The sequence below is a fragment of the Arthrobacter rhizosphaerae genome (genome assembly GCF_023062595.1).
GTDB lineage: Bacteria > Actinomycetota > Actinomycetes > Actinomycetales > Micrococcaceae > Arthrobacter > Arthrobacter rhizosphaerae.
Genome location: NZ_JALLAN010000012.1, coordinates 62,876 through 83,663 on the forward strand (window position 1 = coordinate 62,876; position 20,788 = coordinate 83,663).

A 20,788-nucleotide genomic window follows, 5' to 3' on the forward strand; every position below is an offset into this window, starting at 1 on the left:
AATGACAAACAGCGATGATGCTTTGGCTGTTCATGGATACGCAGGGACTGGGCCGCATGACTTCACGTAGTGAGTGTGCCGTGACAGTTGGCATCACGGGCTTCGACAAGCACCCCCGCCGCTCCCGCAAACTGCCACTGCAGCGTACCGGTAACCGCGAGGAGTATCACGGTAATGTTATTCCAATAAACGACAAAAGAGCATGGAGATTGATGTGAACGATCAACATGAGGACGAGAAGGTGGTGGGCGCTGATCGAGTGCTCGCCGTACTGATTGATCTCGCAGGCCATCCTCAGGGGGCAACACTGGACGAGCTGGCCCAGCGCCTTCACAGTTCCAAGCCGACCGTTCACAGAGCGCTGTCAGCCCTTCGCCGGGCTCATTTGGCAGATCAGGTTTCCCGGGGTGTGTACATCTTGGGAGACGAGTTCATCCGGCTGGCTTTCCGCCATCATTCTGCCAGACCCGATGCTACGCGCATTGAACCTGCGTTACGGACGCTGGCCCAGCAATATGGGGAGACGGCACATTATGCAGTTTTAGTGGGGACCGAAGTTGTTTATCGAGCGAAAGTTGACCCTCCGATCGGGTCTGTACGGCTGACTTCGGAAGTCGGCGGACGCAACCCGGCTCATCGAACAGCGGTTGGAAAGATGCTCCTTAGTCACGAGTTGCACAGTGAGGCGGAACTGGCCAAATGGCTGAACGGGCAACCGCTGGAGGCTCGCACACCTAACTCCATCATCACGATCCCCGCCCTGTGGGCAGAATTGGAAGCTACTCGGGACCGTGGTTACGCGATTGACGACCAAGAGAATGAGATCGGCATAAATTGTGTCGCTGTATTGGCTGATCTCGGCGGTCCTCAAATAGGGGCTGTCAGTCTTAGTGCACTGGCCTTCAGGCTGCCGCTTGAGAAGCTGATTGTTGAGGTTCCGACCATACAGTCGATCATTGCTGCTTCGCGGGGTCTCCCTGCCGCTTAGCCTTTGCCGCTGAAGGGAGGGCCTCCTATGGAAAGCCTGACTGAGGGCCAGGATGCCTCTTCCGGCTGTGCTCGGCAAAGACGGGATTATGGGCACCCCTATCTCGCCTGCCCGGCACTCGTACCCCGCCTGTCCAATCTTCGAGGCCGAGTGCACGAGCTCTGCCAAGGCTGTCCCCGGAGGACACTATGCAGAAGGGATGCATGACGCTCAGGTGGGGCAGTTAGCCGTCATCTCCTGCTTAACGCCACGCAACTATCGACGAATTCTGCCGCCGATGCAGTGGAGCTTGCAGAATTAAGCGGTTTAGGCGGGCGCTCGGTGGTCACGAGCGCCCGCCGTTGTGTCAGCGCACGACCACGCGGACTCGGTCGAAATTCTGCAGTGGAGTGCTCGTTCCGGTGGTTCCATTGCGGTCTGCGATGGTGTTAAGGGTGACTACATACTCTCCTGAGCCGGGCAAGGTAATCGGTCGGGTCAACGTGACCTTCTCCGTGGGAGTGGGAAGCACCGTCGCCGGTTCAGTGACGGCAGGCACGCCCTGGCGTTCAATGGTCCAGGAGTACTGCAAAATCTTGCCTGTCGTCGGGGGCATCTCGATCGTGGCGGAGAGGTTCACGGGCTGGAGCAAGCTGGCCTCGGCTCGATCCCCGCCGTTCGCCGTGAGGTGAACCACAGGCTGCAAGCCCTTCCTGTTGACGGCGTCGTGCGGTTGAACAACCTGAGTCATCGAGTCGATTGTATAGCTCGACGACGGCTTGGGTGCGACGCCTTGTTCTGCCCAGGCGACCAGGTCGAGGACCATCTGGTTGAAGATGCCCTGGACGAGGCCTCCGTTCGAGTGCCCAGCGTGCTCCTGGTAATAGACGCGGAACATCTCGTCGGCCTTGCGCTTCCCCAAGGTCTTCTCAACCTGCTGCTGGTAGAAGCCGGCCACGCTGGGGTAGGAATTCGCATCCTCCAGATTTTCCATGACCATGACTTTGGTCTTAATATTCCCGGTCTCCTTTATGCCGCCCATTGCAGCAAGGCTGCTGATGTTGGCAAGTTGGATTTCACGTTGGGGGTACTTCGGCTTGCCAGTCTTGTCCTTGTACTGGTTGTACGCAGGGTTACCGTTGTCCAGGATGGAGTGACGCGGGTAGTGTGCGTAGGCCAGGAAGAACCGGTTGTTGATGCGGATCTTGTCGCCAACGTCGAGGGCGTCCAGAAGAACCCTGCTGTTTGGGGCGGTTGCGGACAGGACATTGGGGTTAGCCGGCAGGGCCAGGGTGCTCGTGGTGGTGTCTAGCGTGCCGGTCAGCGTAAAGACAGGTGAAGCAGGATTTGTGGTGTCGATAGTGCGCGTTGTGCCGTCGGCGTCGTATACGTAATAGTCGAGGTTTCGCGCGCCGATCGATCCGAGCGCGGGAACTGTGGCCGGATCGAATTTTAGCGCGGTAGGCACGCCCTGCGCATCCCGCACGATTTCCGTGATCGTAGCGAATCCATCCACCTTGGCGCCCGTGAGGTAGTTCGGCGGGTTGGCACCCGCGTAGCCGGGCTTGGACCAGAAATCGTCCTCGTAGGTCGGATCAAGGGCGCGGATGGCCGTCGCGCCCGGGCCGTAAACAAGGCTGGGGCCGGCCACGCCCGGGAATGGCCCCACGAGTGAACCGACGGTGGCATCACCGACGGGCACTTCACCGCCCGTCACAAGATCCTGCGTCAAGGCCGTCCCCAAACCCAGACGGGGAAACCCTCCCTTGAGGAGCTCGTCAAGCACCGAGCGCTGCTCAACGTCAAGCGGGTCATAAATGCTGCGGCCGCTGCCCACTTCAGCAGCTTGGCGGACCTCAGAGCGCTTCTCCAGCGGAACCGCCAGAGCGTAGTGGGCCTGCCATTGGAATGAGTGCCAAGTCAAACCGGTAGTCACGATGACAGCGGGGATCACTCCCGCCCAGATGCCGGTTGTGCCCTCGGCCGCGCCCAGCGCCTGCCCCGAGCCGCCGCTCTGACCCCACAGGTAGCTGTTGATCTGGGTGCTGTTCCCGTAGTGCTGGTTGGCGTAAGCCTTGGCCAGCTTGGTGGCGGCGGCGTTTACGCGATAGCCCCCGGTCGGATTCCCAGGATTGACCTTTACGGTGAAGGCGCCGTTGGTGAACGCGAAGCCCAGATCCACCTCGTTAAGGTCGGCGGGACCCGTTCCTTGAAGCGGGTATGTGTGCTGAAAGGAGCGGTTCTGCCAGAATTCTCTGGCGGGGAATCTCCAGACGACATCCTGCTGGTTAAGCGTGGGACTGCGACGTACGCCGGACGGGAGCGTCGCCGGCGTATTCGTGGCGGGGAAGTGTCCCTTGACCTCCGTGTAGGGGATGGTCTGACCGCTGGGGTCCGTATAGACAAGCTGCTGCTTGCTATCGACCACGAATGTGCCCTCGTTGTAATCCGGGTCAGCGCAGGTTGCATCTACAGCGAGGGGCGGCTCCACGTCACTGCCGGCGACCGGTGTCGGACTCAAGTACTGGCACGTTTCCGCCGCGGCTGACACTGGCGTTGCAGTAATCAACCCGGTGCCTAGCCCGATAACACCGAGAGCGGCTGTGAGACGCAGCCCTCTAGATTTCGTGACGAGAGACCCGCGAAAAGTACGAGGCCTCCCCGACTCAATCAAATTACGCAACAACATGGCACCTCTTTGTCCCTTGTTTGCGCTGGCCCCACGCAGCACTTTTTTGATTATTAGAATGGTTTACCAATTACCAATATTAGCTTTGGTGGACGTGTGCCGCAATAGGCTGCCGCTTGCGGCCGCGTACCCGTACTAGCCGACCCGCGCCGCCACATGGAGAACGCAGCCAAATGGCCGCAGGGAAACCGTTGGTCGACGATGAACGCTGGCCCTGGCTCGCCTCCGTAGCTTCGGAACTCGCCAACGCCGGTGACGGCGGGCTTGTCCTCGACTGCTCTGCCTGCGCCGTAGCTACCCGGATGCGATTAGGAAGCAGGCCCCGGACACGGTCTTCCTGCACGTGCACCTGCACGGAACTAAGGAAAGTCTTGGTCCCGGCTTGAAGGACGCCCGAGCCACTTCATGCCAGCCACCCTGTTGGGCATGAGTGAGCGCAGAGGCGGCACAAGAACTTCTCTTATTCCGATTGATGATCCACGGGTCCCCCTCGCGTCCCTCAGAACTCGCTTCTCTCGCTAACGGGCCGATAGTCGATGAGAAGTTCATGGTGCAAGCTCTTCCGAAGCTCTTCTATCGTCCAGGGTTCGCCGTCCTTGACGATAGAAGTGGAGTGCTGGGGATCTGCGTAAAGGGCGATGTCACCGCCACCGGTCACGGAGAACACCGAGCCGCTGATATGGGCCGCCTCATCAGAGGCAAGATAAGCCAGGAAGGTCATGTTTTCGGCGGGGCCGTGCGCCTTTTCAGAGCGGCGTGTTCGTTCCTCATCAACCCTGAGCTGGATACCCTGCTTTTGAAGCATGGTCCGGAAGGTGGCGTTGAAGCTGACGTGGCCGGGCGACGCGGCCTGCGGGCAGTAGGCGTTGATAGTGACGTGGTGCCTGGCGACCTCCTTCGCGGTCGATTTAGTGAGTGCGACTACTGCTGCGTTGGCAGCGGCGTAGGCGCTAACCATTGGGATGCCGGTCCATGCGTCTGATGACGCGTTCAGGATGCGTCCGGACCCTTGCTTGATCATGAGAGGCAGGGCGTGGCTCATGCAGTTATAGGTTCCCGTCAGCTTCGCTTCGACCTGGAAGTGCCAGTCCTCGGGGGTCAGGGACAAAAAGGGGCCGAAGCCCATTCCGGCCGCGTTGTTGACGAGGATGTCGAGTCGGCCAAACTCCTCGATGGCAGCTTGGATGAGGTCACCCGTCGCTTCATGATTGGTGACGTCGGCATATCGGTGGACAGCTTCTCCGCCCTCGGCGATGATTTGGGCTGCGACGCTTTCAGCGTCCCCGGCAGTCGCTTCGAAGCGCTCCGACTCCTCTTGGGTAAGCGCGGGTGCGGTGCCGCCTAGTGCGCTGGCGCGAAAGGGAGCAGCTACCGCATTGGTGATTCGCCGGGGGGCGAGGTCGTTGGTGACGACGCGGGCGCCGTGGCGGGCGAGCATCAGCGCGATTCCTCGGCCGACGCCCTGTCCGGAGCCGGTGACAATGGCCACCTTGCCATCTAGGAGCTTGGACATGTGAGGTGTTCCTTTCGATTGAAGTTCAGGGTTGATCATCGACGCTGCCGATTACTGCGGCGGAGGGGTCGTGGTGATGCGCACCTCAGCGATGCACCGAGGCGCCGTCAGTGGTGGCCGACTCCTCGCGGACGGTGAGGTCGCTGCTATCCGATGCCTTTTTGGTACCCCCGCGCAGGGATAAGGAGCGCGATAACCGCAGCGATGGTGGCGACGGCGGCGCCTATGAGCAGGCCGGTGTGGAACCCGGACTCGCTCGGCAGCGATATTCTTCCGAAGTCGGCGGTCATGTTCGCGAGGACGACACCGACGACTGCGGCCGAGATGGTTGTGCCGATGGAACGCATAAGGGTGTTCAAGCTGTTCGCTGAGCCGGTCTCGGAGCTATTGACGGAGCCCATGATGAGGGCAGGCATGGCGCCATAAGCAAACCCGACGCCGATGTTGGTAATACAAACCGACAAGAGCAATCCCCAGGTCGATCCCATGAGGGCGGCCGCGGCCAGGTAGCCCACTGCCATAACGGCGGCACCGATGGCGAGAGTGGTCCGGGGCCCGCGAGCGTGGGAGATACGGGCGCCGGCGGGCGCGGTCAGCATCATCATCAAGCCGCCGGGCGCCATCCACAAACCCATCTGGAACATGTTCTGGCCAAGCCCGTAGCCGGTCTCGGTGGGCAGTTGGAGGAGCTGGGGCACGATGAGCGACTGGGCATACATTGCGAACCCGATAACCACCGACGACAGATTGGTCAGAAGTACGACGGGGCGGGCGGTGACTCGCAGGTCGACCAGCGGGTCCGAAGTGCGCAGCTGAAACCAGCCCCACGCGAGGAACACTACGGCCGCCCCGACGAGCAGGCCGAGGGTCGTGCCGCTGGTCCAGCCCCAGTCCGCGCCCTTCGAAACGCCCAGGAGCAGACAGACCAAGCCGACGCCGAGCCCGACCGCTCCGACGGAATCGAATTTACCGCGGACGGCCACGGGGGTGGCCGGGACGAGGAAGTAGATTAGGGCGGCGACCGCGACGGCGAGAGCGGTTGCACCCCAGAACAGTGCGTGCCAGTCCGAGTATTCTGCCACGGCGGCGGCGAGGGGCAGGCCAAGGGCGCCCCCGATGCCCATGGAGGCGCTCATCAGCGCAATCGACGTGCCGAGCTTCTCGGTCGGGAGGAGATCGCGCATGGCGCTGATGCCCAGTGGCACGAGGCCCATGGCAGCGCCTTGGAGAGCGCGACCAGCGATCATAGGTATTAGGGAGGTTGCCAGGGCGCACACCAGCGAGCCGGCGACGAGCAGCACTGAGCAGACAAGCATGACACGCTTTTTGCCGTAGAGGTCGCCGAGCCGCCCACTGATCGGCGTGGCCACCGCGGCTGCCAGCAGGGTCGCGGTGACGACCCAAGTGGCATTCGAGGCGCTCGTGCCGAGCAGTTCCGGCATTTCGCCGATCAGTGGCACGACGAGAGTCTGCATCACTGCAGCAACGATGCCCGCGAAGGCCAGTACACCCACAATAGGTCCGTTGCGCACTGTGGACTTTTCCGGGGCGGGGAAATCGGCGAGGGGCTTCGCGCTCTGCTCGCGCAGTTGATTTGGCGAAGGTTCAGTCATGATAAGCGGGCTTCACCTGATGAATCCGGACCTCGGGAAGGTAGCTCCGTGCGGCTGCGATATCCACGGGTGGACCTATGACGGTAAAGGTCCCGTGTGCCCGGAGATCGTTGGAGGCTGATCCTATCCAGAGTGAAACCTCGCCCGGCTCTACGATGAACCGTCCGTCCCTTCCTGTATGGCCTAACTGGGAGGCCTTGATTGCGAAGCTAACTTCTGCTGTTTCTCCTTTGTCGAGTTCAACCCTGGCGAAACCGGCCAATTGTTGAGCGGGGCGGGTGATACCTGTACCTGGAAGGCCGACGTAGAGTTGTGCAATTTCTGTACTGGGGATTTCCCCTGTATTGCAAAGGCGAATCGTTATTGTGACCTCTTCGTTTGCGGTAATCATGGCAGGTTCGATTCGGAGTTGGCCATATTCAAAGCTTGAGTAGCTCAACCCGTGCCCGAAGGCATATTGAGGTGTACTTGGCATGTCTGCGTAGGCCTTGGCCATGTCGATGCTCTCGCGCCGATATCCGCTGCCTCGTTTCTGCGCCTGGTACACCGGTACTTGGCCGGAGTGCCGGGGGATGGAGAAGGGAAGTTTGCCAGAGGGGGCTGAAAGCCCGAAGAGTACGTTGGCCAGTGCCGGTGCGCCTTCCGGCCCGGGGTAGTAGGCGGTCATCAGGGACGGGAGGACTTCGTCCACACCGGAGAGCCCGTACGGGCGGCCCATGTAGAGGACGGCGGCTGTTGGTTTCCCCAATGAGCTGACCGCCTGGACGAGCTCAACCTGACGGGAGGGCAGGTCGATGTTGGCGGAGTCGGTTCCTTCGCCTTCTGTCGTTGTTCCCGAGAAGGCTCCGGCCCTGCCACCGATGGCAAGGATGACGATGTCGGCCGATGTGGCGGCAGCAACAGCTGACTCAATATCGTGAGGGTCCGTGTCGAGGAGACCTGTGCCAGGAATGGACACGACGTCTGCATCCGGCAGGAGCTGACGTATTGCCTCGGCAAGGCTTTGGCACCCATATTGTTCACGAACAGCTTGCTCAAGATCGAGGTTCTCCATTGCGCTGATGCGCTCCGCGGCGGCTTTTTTCATGTCCTCCGGCATGCCATCCATCGCGTTTTCCATTCCCACCATCCGCGACCGGCCACTCATCATCCCCTTGATCATTTCCAAGGTGGTGGGATAGGTGTAGTTGGCGAAGTTGACCATGGCAGAGTCCGCGTGCGGTCCTATGACCGCGATACGGCGGACATCCCGGCGGAAGGGCAGCACGCGACCTTCATTCTTGAGCAGAGTCACGGACTGAACAGCCAACTCCTTGGAGAGCTTCTTTCCCTCCTGCGCCAGATCCCTGAGCCGGACTGGATCCTCTTCAACAAAAGGCTTCTCGAACAGGCCGAGTTCGAACTTGTGGGTCAGGACCCGGAGGACGGCCTGGTCGACCACAGCTTCATCGACCATGCCTTGGTTCACGGCGTCGGCCAGTGCCGGCCCGAATCCATAGGCGCTGGGCAGTTCGACGTCGAGCCCGGCGGACACCGCCATGGCGCCTGCTTCCTGGGCGGTACTGGCCACGCACTGACGCTCCACGAGGTACTGGATCGTCCGGTAGTCGGACACTACTGTCCCTCGAAAGCCCATTTTGTCCCTCAAGAGGTGAGAGAGGACAGCTGAGGACGTCGCTACCGGTTCACCGTCGATTTCTGAATAGCTGTTCATGACGCTCCGCAATCCGGCAAGGCGGATCGCTGCTTCGAAGGGGGTTGCATAAACGTCGTAGAGCTCACGGCTTCCAAGCTGGGTAGCGGCAAGGTTCTGCCCCGCCTCGGTCATCGAGTAACCGAGGAAGTGCTTTGCTGTGGCCAACACGCCGTCGCGCAGGTCATCTCCCTGAAGGCCTTGCACGAAAGCGACGCCCATGGCCGAGACGAGAAGGACTTCCTCTCCGTACGTTTCATGGACACGGCCCCAGCGGGCGTCACGTGCCACATCGAGTACCGGCGCCAGTCCTTGACGGATACCGAGCGAGAGCATCTGCCGCCTGGTCAGGTCGGCCATCTCACGTACTCCCGCAGGGTTCCATGTGGCCGCCAAACCGATCGCAGTGGGGAACGATGTGTACCCCTGGGCCAAAAGTCCGTTCAGAGCCTCGTTGTGCAGAATAGCTGGAATTCCGAGCCGGGTTGATTCAAGGAGATATTTCTGGACGTCGTTGTTGAGCCGTGCAAGGTGCACCGGATCATTGACGGCGATCCCAACTCCGGCGATGTGCCCGATCCCGTGGGCAAGGTGCCGTTCCAGCTGGGGAGTGGTCACGCCGTCGGCTCCAAGGAGGGGCTGCGGGAGGATCCCGACAAGTTGGCTGGTCTTTTCCGCCAAAGTCATGCGTCCGAGCAAATCCAGCGCGCGTTCTTCGAGGGGTAGCGAGGGGTTGCGGTAGAGCATCGGTCACCTTTCATGCGCGACCGGCCGTCCCCGGCACGGTCGTGGTTGACGACTCACTTACGCGAAATTAGTTACGCGTTTCTAATTTGCATGCTAGCATCTTTGGATGGCAATCGGTTTCCGCTGAAGCCGGAATTATGAGAGATCGGTGCGTACGATGACGAACCTTCCGAAAGGCTTCCTCTGGGGAGCATCAACAGCCCCCCACCAGATCGAGGGGAACAATGTCAACAGTGACTTCTGGGCACGTGAGCAAAACAGGGCAGGGATGGAACGCAGTGGCGATGCCATCGATAGCTATCACCGCTATGCGGAGGATATGCAACTGCTTGCCGACGCGGGCCTCAACGCCTACCGGTTCGGCATTGAATGGGCGCGTATTGAGCCCTCCCCGGGCCACATTTCCAAGGCCGAACTAGCGCACTACCGCCGAATGATCCAAACGGCGCTCGGCCTGGGATTGAAGCCGGTCATAACGCTCCACCACTTCACCAGTCCGCGGTGGTTTGCAGAAGAAGGCGGGTGGATGGGGGACCGGGCCATCGAGCGGTTCACCGCTTACGTCGACGCTGTGATCGGTATCCTGGACGGCGTCGAGTGGATCTGCACCATGAACGAACCGAACATGCTTGCACTTATGACCACCATGGGCCGGATGGCCGAGCAGCAGAAGGACAAAAAGTGGCTCAGCCCGACTGTGGAGGGCGAAGCAAGGCCTGTCCTGCCTAACCCCGATATCGACATCAGCCGGCGGTTGGTGGAGGCGCATCACGCTGTTCGCGGGTTTTTGCGGGAGCGGACGGGGGCCGCCGTCGGCTGGACGGTAGCAAACCAAGCGCTCGTCGCCTTACCGGGCGGGGAAGAAAAGCTTCGCGAGGTGCAGTACGTCAGGGAGAACATCTTCCTGGAGGCGGCTCAAGGGGATGATTTCATCGGTGTCCAGTCGTACTCAAGCCAGAACGTAACCGCGGAGGGAATCGTGCCGCACCCCGTTCACCCTGACAACACCATCGTCGGCAATGCCTACCGCCCTGACGCCATCGGCATCGCCGTTCGCCACACCTGGAACGTCACCCAGGGCGTACCGGTGATGATCACGGAAAATGGCATCGCCACCGCGGATGACGATCGACGGATCGCCTACACAACCAGCGCCTTGCAGCACCTCTTTAAGACCATGGACGAGGGCATAGATGTACGAGGCTACCTCCACTGGAGTGCTCTCGATAACTACGAGTGGGGCCACTGGGAACCGACCTTCGGCCTGATAGCAGTTAACCGGGAGACCTTCGAACGCCACCCCAAACCGAGCCTCGCCTGGCTCGGAAATGTCGCCAGGACCGGCTCGCTGTCATTGACCGACGAGGTCACCGCAGGTGTCACGGTTTCATGACAGCTCTTCAGGATACAGAGGCGTTGCTCGCCACTCTCCAGTGGGGAATTGTCGGGACAGGACCTATCTCGGACACTGTGGTAGCTGACCTGTCCGCCTGTAGGGGTGCGGTCATTCGGGGCGTACACAGCAGGGACGCTGGAAAGGCCTCCGCTTTCGCTGAAAGGGTCGGAGGAGCCTTCTCCACGGACAACTATGACGAGTTGCTGGCGGACGGCGGCATCGATGTCGTGTACATCGCGACGCCGTTCGCCTCTCACTATTCGCTGACCCGTCGGGCTCTTCTCGCGGGAAAGCATGTCCTGGTTGAAAAACCAATGGCGATGACCGCCGCTGAGGTCGCTGAGCTGTTCCAGCTGGCGGGTGAACGGAACCTCTTCCTTATGGAGGGCATGTGGATGAAGTTCAACCCTGCCTTCATCCGGCTGAAGGAAGAGATTGCCGCCGGCAGGATCGGTGAGCCGCGGAGCGTGCGGGCAATGTTCGGTATGCCGTTTCCGCAGGACGAAGGCAGCAGGTGGGACGTGAAACGCAGTGGAAGTACCTTGCTCGATCAGGGAATCTATCCGGTGACCTTGGCGCATTCCATCTTCGGCGAACCGGAGTCGATTTATGCCTCAGGTACAGTGCGCAGCGACGGCTTGGATCTGGCAGAGCACTTCACCCTTGAATACAGTGGCGGGCGCTTTGCCCATGGCGCCGCCTCCACTCAGGAGTTTGCCGATATCTCGGGCTCGGTCAGCGGAACGAAGGGGTGGATGGTACTCCCGGGCCCCTTCTGGGCCACCACGAACCTACGTATTCATGCCGGCTCATGGCAAACCATTGTCCACAGCCCTGAGCATGTCGATCTGGTGGGCGAGGGCAATGGATACGTCCCGATGCTCCGCGCCGTCAGCGAAGCCATTACGGCCGGACTGACAGAGCACCCTTTCCATACTGCCGCCGACACGATTGCCGTGTTTCGCACACTCGACAGGATCCGTTCTGCGGTCGAAACTGGCGAAATTATTCGAGCGAAGGATAAAAAATGACGGGAGCTGGCTTGACCGTTACGCCTAGCGACTTCACCGGACTCCATCCCGTGGGCCGCTTGCCGATGACCTCTTTGCGCCGGTGCGCCGAGGTTGATCTGAACGGTGTGTGGGACTTTCAGTTGCTGGAGCGGCCCGAGGCCCCGGCTGGCGATGACTGGGGGACGACGACGGTGCCGAGCCTGTGGACGATGTCGGATCCAAGGGATCCACCGCACTACACGAACGTGCCAATGCCTTTTGATGAGATTCCGCCGGCACTTCCCAAGCGCAACCCGACGGGCGTGTACAAGCGTGTAGTCGATCTTTCACCGACGCCGGACCGCCGGACGATCCTGCACGTCGGGGCAGCGGAATCTTTGCTGCGTGTGCTGGTGAATGGCGTGCCGGTGGGACTTAGCAACGACTCCCACCTTGCGGCCGAATTCGACATCACCGATTTCATTACTCATGGCCCTAACGAGCTCGTTCTCGTGGTCACAAAATATTCGGCCGAAAGCTATCTTGAGGACCAGGACCAGTGGTGGCACGGCGGCATCACCCGGCCTGTCTTTATTTATACCGTGCCCGATGTTCACATTGAGGACGTTGTGGTCGTTGCCGATTACGATGCCAGATCCGGTAAAGGATCCTTGACCGTCGATGTGGTTTCCGCTGGTCTTGCCCACCTTACGACGGTCGACTGGCACGCGGAAGTGATCGCCCTCGGTACGGCGGAGACGCAGCCCATCGGTCCACGGCGGGCAGCGCAGGAACTTCCCAAGCCATCCGATGAACGCAGCAGCAAGCCGGCCCCCCGCTTTCCTGCCGATTTCATGGACCTGCTGAGCATCAGGGCGGCGGGAGCCCAGGTGCCTGAACGCTTTGCTGACATTGCCGGGGCCTTTGCCCAGACTGTCACTCATGAAACGTCTGCCGGGAGGGCCAGGTTTGAGCGTGCCGGGCTGGACGTTGCTCCCTGGACGGCTGAAACTCCGCACTTGGAAGACCTGACGGTCCGGCTCCGTGACGGCGCCGGAGAAATCATTGATGAGGTCGTCCTGCGCATCGGGTTCCGCAGGATCGAGATCCGGGGGAGGGATCTGCTGGTCAACGGCCAGCGTATCCTCGTCCAAGGCGTCAATCGCCATGATTTCGACCCGCAAACAGGGCGAGTGCTGTCCAGGGCACACATGCTCGACGAACTTTCCCTGATGAAGCGCAACAACATCAACGCTGTGCGCACCTCGCACTACCCCAATGATCCCGTCTTCCTGGACCTCTGCGATGAAATCGGCCTTTACGTCGTTGACGAGGCCGACATCGAGGGGCATGCGTTCGCCGGGATACTCGCAGATGATCCCTTGTATCTGCCAAGTTTCATGCGCCGGCTATCGCGGATGGTGCTCCGGGACAGGAATCATCCCAGCATCATCATGTGGTCATTGGGAAACGAGACCGGCTATGGGGCAGCACACGATGCGATGGCGGCCTGGACACGCAACGTCGACCCCTCCCGGCCGGTGCACTACGAAGGGGCCATATCCAATGACTGGCACGGCGGGCACGCGGCTACCGATGTTGTTTGCCCCATGTACGCTTCCTTCGCCTCGCTCGAGGCCTACGCTCACGATGAACGCGCCGATCGGCCACTGATCCTTTGCGAGTACGCCTATTCTCTAGGAAACTCCACAGGGGGCCTTTCGGAGTACTGGCGCCTCTTCGAATCCCTTCCCGGGCTCCAAGGTGGTTTTATCTGGGAATGGCGTGATCATGCGCTTGACCCTGACGGAGACGGTCACTTCCGGCATGGTGGCGACTTCGGCGACGAACCCAACAGTGGATTCGTTCTTAACAACGGAATCGTCTTCCCGGACCTCAGGCCCAAACCGGCACTGTTCGAAGCGCGGGGTATCTTCGCCCCGGTCCGGATCACCTCGGACGCGGCCAAGGCCCGCGAAGGAGAGATTTATATCCTGAACCGCCAATCCTTCGCCGACCTTAGCCAGCTGCGGGCGTTCGTCCAGGTCGAGACCGCCAACGGCGCCGTCACCGTAACCGAGATTGCGTTGCCGACCCTGGCCCCGGGCGCCACGGGCTCGCTGGAACTTCCACAGCAGGTACGAAAGGCCGCAAGAGAAGCACGCGCGCTGGCCGTAACACTGGCCCTGCACACCCGTCAGGAAACGCTCTGGGCGCCGGCAGACACCGAAATCGCATCACTACAGGTCGACCTTGACGCTGCCCCGGAGCAGCTGCCGGCAAGTGCAGATGATGTGTCCCCGCTGGTCCTTGCCGAGGACGGTTCGGTCGTCCACCCATTGCTGCGGAGCGCGCCCGAGCTGTCACTGTGGCGGGCGCTCACGGAAAACGACGCCTGCTTCGCACTGGATAATCGGTTTGTCCGATCCGGCTTCTTTCAGCTGCAACTGGTCAATTCCGAAGTTAACCATTCGGGGCAAAAAGCCGTAGTGACGCGCACCTACAACACAGCGTTCGGGGATGATGAGGTTACACACAGCCGCACTATCACCGCGGTTGGATCCGGCGACTGGGTCATCGAGGAGCACCTTGAATTGCCCGAGGGTACACACGACGGTCTGCGGGTTGGTATCGAGTTCGAACTGATCGACGGCTTTGAAGACACGCACTGGGTGGGGCTTGGACCGTGGGAGAACTACCCTGACCGCCGGCAGTCCGCCCTTCTGGGAGCGTGGGAGAGCAGCATTGAATCCCTCGCCGTTCCCTATACTGTCCCGCAATCAAACGGCACCCGCGGCGGCGTGACAAGAATGCGGCTGAGCGGTCCCGCCGGCACCGTGACCACAGAGCACTCCACCCCGCTACATATGACCGTCTCCCGCTACTCAACCCACGAGCTGGAATCGGCCACGCACTGGTGGCAGCTGCCGGCGTCCTCCACAACTATCGTCAACCTCGACATCGCCCACAGAGGGGTCGGAACCATCCGGCTGGGACCGGATACCTTGCCCCAGCACCGGCTGGACGGCAACAGCTATTCCTGGCAGTGGCGGCTCACACTCGCGCCCGGCCACTCTGATCATGATTACACGAAGGACTAAGAGATGCTCAAACCGCAGATGACCCCCACCCGCGAACTCGTCTGCCTGGACGGCCTCTGGGCGTTCGACATCGACCGCGGCTCAGGAACCAACGCCTGGACCGGCACTCTGGATAGCGGGCTTGAGGCAGCTGTCCCGGCAAGTTACAACGACCTTTTTGTAGATCCCTGCATCCGCGACCATGTTGGTTGGGCCTGGTACCAGCGTCAGGTTCGTGTGCCGCGCAGCTGGCAAACGGACCGGGTGTACATTCGCGTTGACGCCGCAACGCATGAAGGACGCGTCTACGTCAATGACACCTTCGTCGGCCAACACATCGGGGGCTACACGCCCTTCGAACTGGACATCACAGACCTGGTCGTCCCGGGGGAGGAGTTTCGCCTCACCATCGGCGTGAACAACGAGCTGACGAACGTCACTATTCCGCCGGGGTCCATCACCGTGACCCAGGATGGCCGCCGGCAGCAGAAATACCTGCACGATTTCTACAATTACGCTGGCCTGTCGCGCTCGGTGTGGCTCTACTCCTCGCCGAAGCTTCGCATCGAAGACATCAAGGTGGTCACCGATATCGAGGGCGCTACGGGGGTCGTGAGCTATGACATCGAAACCGCGCAGTCCGCCACCGTTCGGGTACGCGCACTGGATGCTTCCGGCGTCGAAGTAGCGGCAACCGAAGGAGCAACCGGAACTCTCCGGCTGGATTCGGTCAATCTGTGGAACCCCGGCGCCGCGTACCTCTACAGTCTGGTTGCAGAAATTGTGGACGAAGACGAAGTGATCGACAGTTACACGCAGCCCTTCGGCGTCCGGACGGTCTCGGTCAGCGGCACCGAGTTCCTCATTAACGGTACGCCTTTCTACTTCACCGGTTTCGGCAAACACGAGGACTCACCGGTGCGCGGCAAGGGACACGACGACGCCTACCTCGTGCACGATTTCCAGCTGCTGGAGTGGGTCGGCGCGAACTCGTTCCGCACCTCCCACTACCCCTACGCCGAGGAAGTCATGGACTTCGCTGACCGGCACGGCATAGTGGTAATCGACGAAACAGCTGCCGTCGGGCTTAACCTGGCGGTCCAGGGGGGACTTACCGGCGCAGCCACGACGCCCACCTTCTCACCCGAGACGTTCAATGATGAGACGCAAGCCGCCCACGCCCAGGCTATCCGTGAGCTCATAGCCCGTGATAAGAACCATCCCAGCGTCGTGATGTGGTGCATCGCCAACGAACCGTCGTCGAACGAGGATGGTGCCAGGGAGTATTTTCAGCCGCTCGTCGAGCTAACCCGCAGCCTCGACCCTACCCGCCCAGTTACTTATGCGGCAGTCATGTTTGCCACGTTTAAGAACGACAAGATCGCTGACCTGTTCGACGTCATGTGCCTTAACCGGTATTACGGCTGGTATGTAGCCACCGGCGACCTGAAGACGGCTGAAACATACCTCCAAAGCGAGCTTCAAGGATGGGTCGAGAAATTCGGCAAACCGATAATGATGGCCGAATACGGCGCCGACACCCTGCCCGGCCTTCATTCGGTATGGGACATGCCATGGTCGGAGGAGTATCAGGCAGCCTACCTGGACATGAACCATCGCGTGTTCGACCGCATTCCGTCCTTCGTCGGAGAACAGGTCTGGAATTTCGCTGATTTCCAGACATCGAACGGCATCCACCGTGTGGACGGCAACAGGAAGGGTGTCTTCACGCGTGACCGGAAACCTAAGGCCGCAGCCCATGCGCTCCGGAAACGTTGGAGCGGACTCGAAAACCGGAAGCCCGGAGCCTGAATCTGAGCCGGATTCGCGTCAGGAACCGGAGGCCTTTCATGGTGATAAATGACATCCCCGGGCATCAGAAAGATCCTGGTGGCGAGGCTGCCCTCATCCCGAACGCGAACGTGGCGTTGCCGTCACCGCCGACCGACCGGACGCCGCCCACCCGTGACGCCTGGGAACCACAACAGCACCTGACAAGGACAACCGTCTTGCTGCTGGTGGTGGCATCCTTCGGCGGTGGCATGGCGATGGTTGTGCCCATGGCATTTACCCTGGCGCTCAAACTGAACCAGCTTGCCTCCGGCCGCGAAGAATTCCTGGGCTACATCCTCGGGGCAGGGTCGCTGTGCGCCCTTCTGGCAGCGCCCCTGACGGGGATTTTGAGTGACAGGACCCGTTCCCGCTGGGGCAGGCGGCGTCCTTATGCGGTCATCGGTGCAGCTGTCGGGCTGGCAGCAGCCCCGCTTATGGCATTCGCCCCTAATATCCCAGTACTTGGCTTCGGTTGGGTGCTCTCCACTGTGGGATGGGGGACTGTTGTTGGATCCATCGGGAACTTTCAGGCGGACAACTTACCTGCAGCCCAACGTGGCAGCGTGTCCGGCCTCACGGGCCTGACGATGCAGGTGGCCCCCGTCATCGGCATCATGCTTGTCGGCACCGTGACTGCGAGCGCTTTATGGGTCTTCCTGCTCCCGGCTGGCGTCGGAACTTTGCTGATTGCCGCCTTCGTTATCTTTGCGCCGGAAAAGGACTCCCGGGGGCAGAGGTTCGCCAGTCCGCTCTCGGCCGGAACAGTTTTCAGAAGTTTCGGCTTCAATCCGCGGAAGCATCCGTCGTTCGCCTGGGTCTGGGCGGGACGGTTCCTGTTCTTTCTCGGATTGTCGCTGACGACAAGCTTTGCAACATTTTTCTACGCGCAGCGCCTTGAGATTGACGTCGCAGATGTAACCACAGTAATTGCCGTCATCGCCGGTGCCAGCATCGTTAGCGCGACTGTTGGTGCTATTGGCGGCGGCTGGCTTTCAGACCATATGGCGCGCCGTAAACCCTTCATAATGCTTGGAACACTTCTGTTCGCGGTCGGCGCCTTAGTATCAGCGTTCTCCTACGACTTGGCTCTGCTCCTCATCGGTTCCTTTATTTCGTCGACCGGCATTGCCGTCTTTACTTCTGTCGGGCAGGCGCTCATTCTCGATGTGCTTCCGCACGGCAACACACAGGTAGGCAGGTTTATGGCGATCACGAGCTTTTCGCAGAAGATCCCGAGCGCCTTGGCCCCTCTGCTGGCGCCAGTCCTATTTTCCATATCTGCATCCGGGAACGACAAGAACTACACAGTGCTCTTCCTGGCAGCCGGTGTTCTCGCAGTTTCGGGTGGTTTGCTCACCGTGCTGCGGGTCCGTAAGGAAGGCGCCTGACCGTCGGGGGGCATGCGGGTGTGACTAAGGGTGCTGCCTCTGATTCTGTGAAATTCGTCCGGTTGATCCGCGGAGCACGAGGGAAGTTGCCAGTTCGACCGTTGGCGGCTCCTTGTGGCCACGCACGATCTCTATGATGCGGCGGATGGCGTCCTCTCCTGCAATGCCAACCGGGGTGCGGATGGTTGTCATCGGGGGAGATGTAAAGGAAGAGCCGAAGATGTCATCAAAGCCGACAATGTTCAACTCATCCGGTACTGAGACGTTTGCTTCCTGACATGCCGTGAGCAGCCCGATTGCCATGAGGTCGTTGTAGGCGACTACTGCCGTCACCCCTGCAGCGCGGACGCGGCGTAGCCCTGAGTGGCCTCCCTCCACCGTTGGCAGGAGTCCAGGGCCAATTTCGACGACCGACATGCCCCGCTTCAGCGCTTCGTCAAAGATAATTTCACAACGAAGCTCGTTCATCCATGAGTTGCTGGGGCCTGATAAGTACGCAACGGAGCGGTGACCGAGGTCCGAAAGGTGCTCCAAGGCATGTCGGATTCCAGGGACCACATCAGGGACAACGCTTGGAATCCCGAGGACGAGTCTATTGACTATCAGGACGGGCTTGATTTCAGCGAAGCCGCGGATGTCACTTTCTCTAAGTCGGGTTCCTACCAGGACCAGCCCGTCCACTGAGGAAAGAAGCCGCCGCGCCGACTGCGCTTCCAGATCCGGTGACTCCTGCGATTCAGCCAAAACCAGTGTGTAGCCCTCAGCCGCGCAGACCCGTCCTGCCCCGCGAACGAGATCGAAGTACACGGGATTGGTGATATCCGACATCACCAACCCCACGGTGTCAGTGAGACCTGTGGGCAAGGCCCTCGCCATCGGATTGGTCCTGTAGTTCAGGGCTTCTGCGGCCTCCCGGATGCGTTGTTCGGTCCTGGCATTTACCCGGCCCGGCTTGTTGAGGGCTCTAGAAACCGTGGAGGCATTGACGCCGGTCTGCCGCGCGACGTCGTAAATCGTAGCAGGAGCTTTCCGGACAGTACTGGCTGAACTCTTGTCTGTCGTATCCGCTTCGTTCACCGTGACACCGCTTCTCCTGTGAGTCGGATTTGGATTTCAGGATGCTCTTCAACCTGACAACGGAGGGCCGGTCCGATACCGGCCCACAGTCCGGACTTGTCCGCTGTAACTGCGTCAACTTGGCGGGGGAAGAGGCCACCCTTCGATTGATTGAAGTCACTGGGGTGAATTTCGAATAGCATGTCTAGTTTTACTCCGGTTGGTGCCTCAAGTTCTAATTGCGGTGCTATTTTGGTTTCTAGATGCTCCTCGACCTAAGGAATCCCCATGCCGCCAGTACTGACCAAGCAGCGGGGACCGTATGCCAAAACGGCGGCCCTTCGGTTGAAAATTCTCGAAACGTGTATTGAGATGTTTGGGCAAACGGGATTCCACAGCATGACCATGAAAGAAGTGGCCCAGCGAGTCGGAATCAGCAACACAGGCCTTCTTCATCACTTCGCCAGCAAAGACGAGCTACTCTTCGGCGTGCTGGGTTTGGATGACGAACGACGCAAGCAATTTTTCCTGGAACGCGGCTTGGCCGTCATGTCGATTCCGGATGACGTCGACGAGATCAAATCCCTGCTGAAGACGCTTGTTACGAGCGAACTCCAGCCGGGTTTGATCGAGTTACACAGCACATTAGCCGCGGAAGCAGCGTCTCCGGATCATCCCGCTCATGAGAGCTATCGGAACCGATATGCAAATGTGGTTCGGTATTACACGCAGGCGTTCCAAGCGCTGGCGGCCGCCGGTGAGATGAAGACCGACGCGGAGCCAGAAGCCGTCGCAGGGATGTTTGTCGCCTTAACAGACGGCCTCCAACTCCAGTGGCTGTATGAACGGGACACCCTTCGTCTGGAAAGGAACGTCAGCGCGTTCCTCCGCTCCTTCGTCAAGGGCATTGACTGAACGGCCGGCACCTGGAGGCAGGTGCCGGTCGATTAGTCTCAAGCGCGTACCGCTCCAGCTTGCAGATCCTGCTCGCGGTGCCGTTCCATTAGCCGGTGCCGCTCTGCACGCCTCTTTTCCTGCTCCAGTGGATCCGCAATCGGAGCGGCCAGCAACAGCCGCTGAGTGTAGGGGTGCTCCGGCTCGGAGGTTACCTGCTCGGCTGATCCTGTCTCCACGATGTCACCCTTGTATACGACACTGACTCGGTGGCTGACGTGCCGGACAACAGTTAGGTCGTGAGACACAAAAAGGTATGCCACCCCTGTCTGCCGCTGAATATCTACAAACAGGTCGAGCACGCGCGCCTGTGTGGAAAGGTCAAGGGCGGACACTGGCTCGTCGCACACGATCAGTTTCGGTTTCGGTGCCAGCGCCCGGGCGATGGCCACGCGTTGGCGCTGACCGCCACTGAATTCCCGGGGAAGCCGTTCGATGGCGTCGGCCGGGAGTCCGACCTGGTCCAGCAGCATTCCGACGCGTGCGCGCGCGTCCTTATCGGACTGGCCTTGAACGACGAGCGGCTCGCTGAGAATGTCCCCGACGGTCATGGATGGGTTGAGGGAAGTATAGGGATCCTGAAAAACCACCTGGATATCCTTGGCCAGCTCCCGTCGCTGCTTCGGGGTGACATGAGTGATGTCCTTATCCCGGAACAAGACCCTTCCACCACTGGGTTTGACCAGGCCGAGAACCGCCCGTCCGATTGTGGTCTTGCCCGAGCCCGACTCGCCGACCACGCCCAGGGTTTCTCCTTCGGCGATGGCCAGGGAAACACCGTGCAGAACCTCGTGCGGCTTGGCGCGGAAACCGCGACCCGGGTAGGCGACCCGGAGTGCGTCTACGTTGAGCAGAGCGCTCATTATC

13 protein-coding genes are annotated in these 20,788 nt (G+C 60.5%); 7 read left to right on the forward strand and 6 right to left on the reverse strand.

Annotated features, from left to right (window positions below; all coding sequences use genetic code 11):
• Nucleotides 1–214 precede the first annotated feature (214 nt).
• Nucleotides 215–988 carry an IclR family transcriptional regulator gene (locus tag MU551_RS16075; protein ID WP_247046279.1) on the forward strand — a complete coding sequence of 258 codons (774 nt, stop codon included), beginning with the start codon at nt 215–217 and terminating at the stop codon, nt 986–988.
• A gap of 346 nt (nt 989–1,334) precedes the next feature.
• On the opposite strand, the gene MU551_RS16080 is transcribed toward MU551_RS16075, so the two are convergent.
• The 4 genes from MU551_RS16080 to MU551_RS16095 form a co-directional block, all read right to left on the reverse strand.
• A complete protein-coding gene (locus tag MU551_RS16080; RefSeq protein ID WP_247046281.1) occupies nt 1,335–3,488 on the reverse strand; it encodes a tannase/feruloyl esterase family alpha/beta hydrolase in 2,154 nt (717 codons plus the stop codon).
• Between the two features lie 667 nt (nt 3,489–4,155).
• On the reverse strand, nt 4,156–5,169 hold the full coding sequence (locus MU551_RS16085) for an SDR family NAD(P)-dependent oxidoreductase (protein ID WP_247046282.1): 1,014 nt from the start codon (nt 5,167–5,169) through the stop codon (nt 4,156–4,158).
• A 146-nt stretch (nt 5,170–5,315) separates the two neighbouring features.
• On the reverse strand, nt 5,316–6,782 hold the full coding sequence (locus MU551_RS16090; protein ID WP_247046283.1) for an MFS transporter: 1,467 nt from the start codon (nt 6,780–6,782) through the stop codon (nt 5,316–5,318).
• Nucleotides 6,775–9,222, reverse strand: coding sequence for a beta-glucosidase family protein (locus MU551_RS16095; protein ID WP_247046284.1), 2,448 nt, complete (start codon nt 9,220–9,222; stop codon nt 6,775–6,777). Before MU551_RS16095 ends, MU551_RS16090 begins: the two co-directional genes overlap by 8 nt.
• A 157-nt stretch (nt 9,223–9,379) precedes the next feature.
• Here MU551_RS16095 and MU551_RS16100 point away from each other — a divergent pair, with 157 nt between their 5' ends.
• The 5 genes from MU551_RS16100 to MU551_RS16120 are packed head-to-tail and all read left to right on the forward strand — an operon-like array spanning nt 9,380 to nt 17,911.
• Nucleotides 9,380–10,615: a family 1 glycosylhydrolase gene (locus tag MU551_RS16100; RefSeq protein WP_247046285.1), complete on the forward strand. Its 1,236-nt coding sequence runs from the start codon at nt 9,380–9,382 to the stop codon at nt 10,613–10,615.
• On the forward strand, nt 10,612–11,649 hold the full coding sequence (locus tag MU551_RS16105) for a Gfo/Idh/MocA family protein (protein ID WP_247046286.1): 1,038 nt from the start codon (nt 10,612–10,614) through the stop codon (nt 11,647–11,649). The genes MU551_RS16100 and MU551_RS16105 overlap by 4 nt, the downstream gene beginning before the upstream one ends.
• On the forward strand, nt 11,646–14,711 hold the full coding sequence (locus MU551_RS16110; protein WP_247046287.1) for a glycoside hydrolase family 2 TIM barrel-domain containing protein: 3,066 nt from the start codon (nt 11,646–11,648) through the stop codon (nt 14,709–14,711). Before MU551_RS16105 ends, MU551_RS16110 begins: the two co-directional genes overlap by 4 nt.
• Nucleotides 14,712–14,714: 3 nt before the next feature.
• Nucleotides 14,715–16,502 carry a beta-glucuronidase gene (gene uidA, locus MU551_RS16115; protein WP_247046288.1) on the forward strand — a complete coding sequence of 596 codons (1,788 nt, stop codon included), beginning with the start codon at nt 14,715–14,717 and terminating at the stop codon, nt 16,500–16,502.
• Between the two features lie 38 nt (nt 16,503–16,540).
• On the forward strand, nt 16,541–17,911 hold the full coding sequence (locus MU551_RS16120; protein ID WP_247046289.1) for an MFS transporter: 1,371 nt from the start codon (nt 16,541–16,543) through the stop codon (nt 17,909–17,911).
• 24 nt (nt 17,912–17,935) lie between these two features.
• Here MU551_RS16120 and MU551_RS16125 read toward each other — a convergent pair whose 3' ends face one another.
• Complete coding sequence (locus MU551_RS16125) at nt 17,936–18,988, reverse strand: LacI family DNA-binding transcriptional regulator (RefSeq protein WP_247046291.1); 1,053 nt, start codon at nt 18,986–18,988, stop codon at nt 17,936–17,938.
• Nucleotides 18,989–19,312: 324 nt separating this feature from the next.
• On the opposite strand from MU551_RS16125, the gene MU551_RS16130 reads away from it, so the two are divergent.
• On the forward strand, nt 19,313–19,882 hold the full coding sequence (locus MU551_RS16130; protein WP_247046293.1) for a TetR/AcrR family transcriptional regulator: 570 nt from the start codon (nt 19,313–19,315) through the stop codon (nt 19,880–19,882).
• 38 nt (nt 19,883–19,920) lie between these two features.
• Here MU551_RS16130 and MU551_RS16135 read toward each other — a convergent pair whose 3' ends face one another.
• Complete coding sequence (locus MU551_RS16135) at nt 19,921–20,787, reverse strand: ATP-binding cassette domain-containing protein (protein WP_308198319.1); 867 nt, start codon at nt 20,785–20,787, stop codon at nt 19,921–19,923.
• Nucleotide 20,788: the final 1 nt, after the last annotated feature.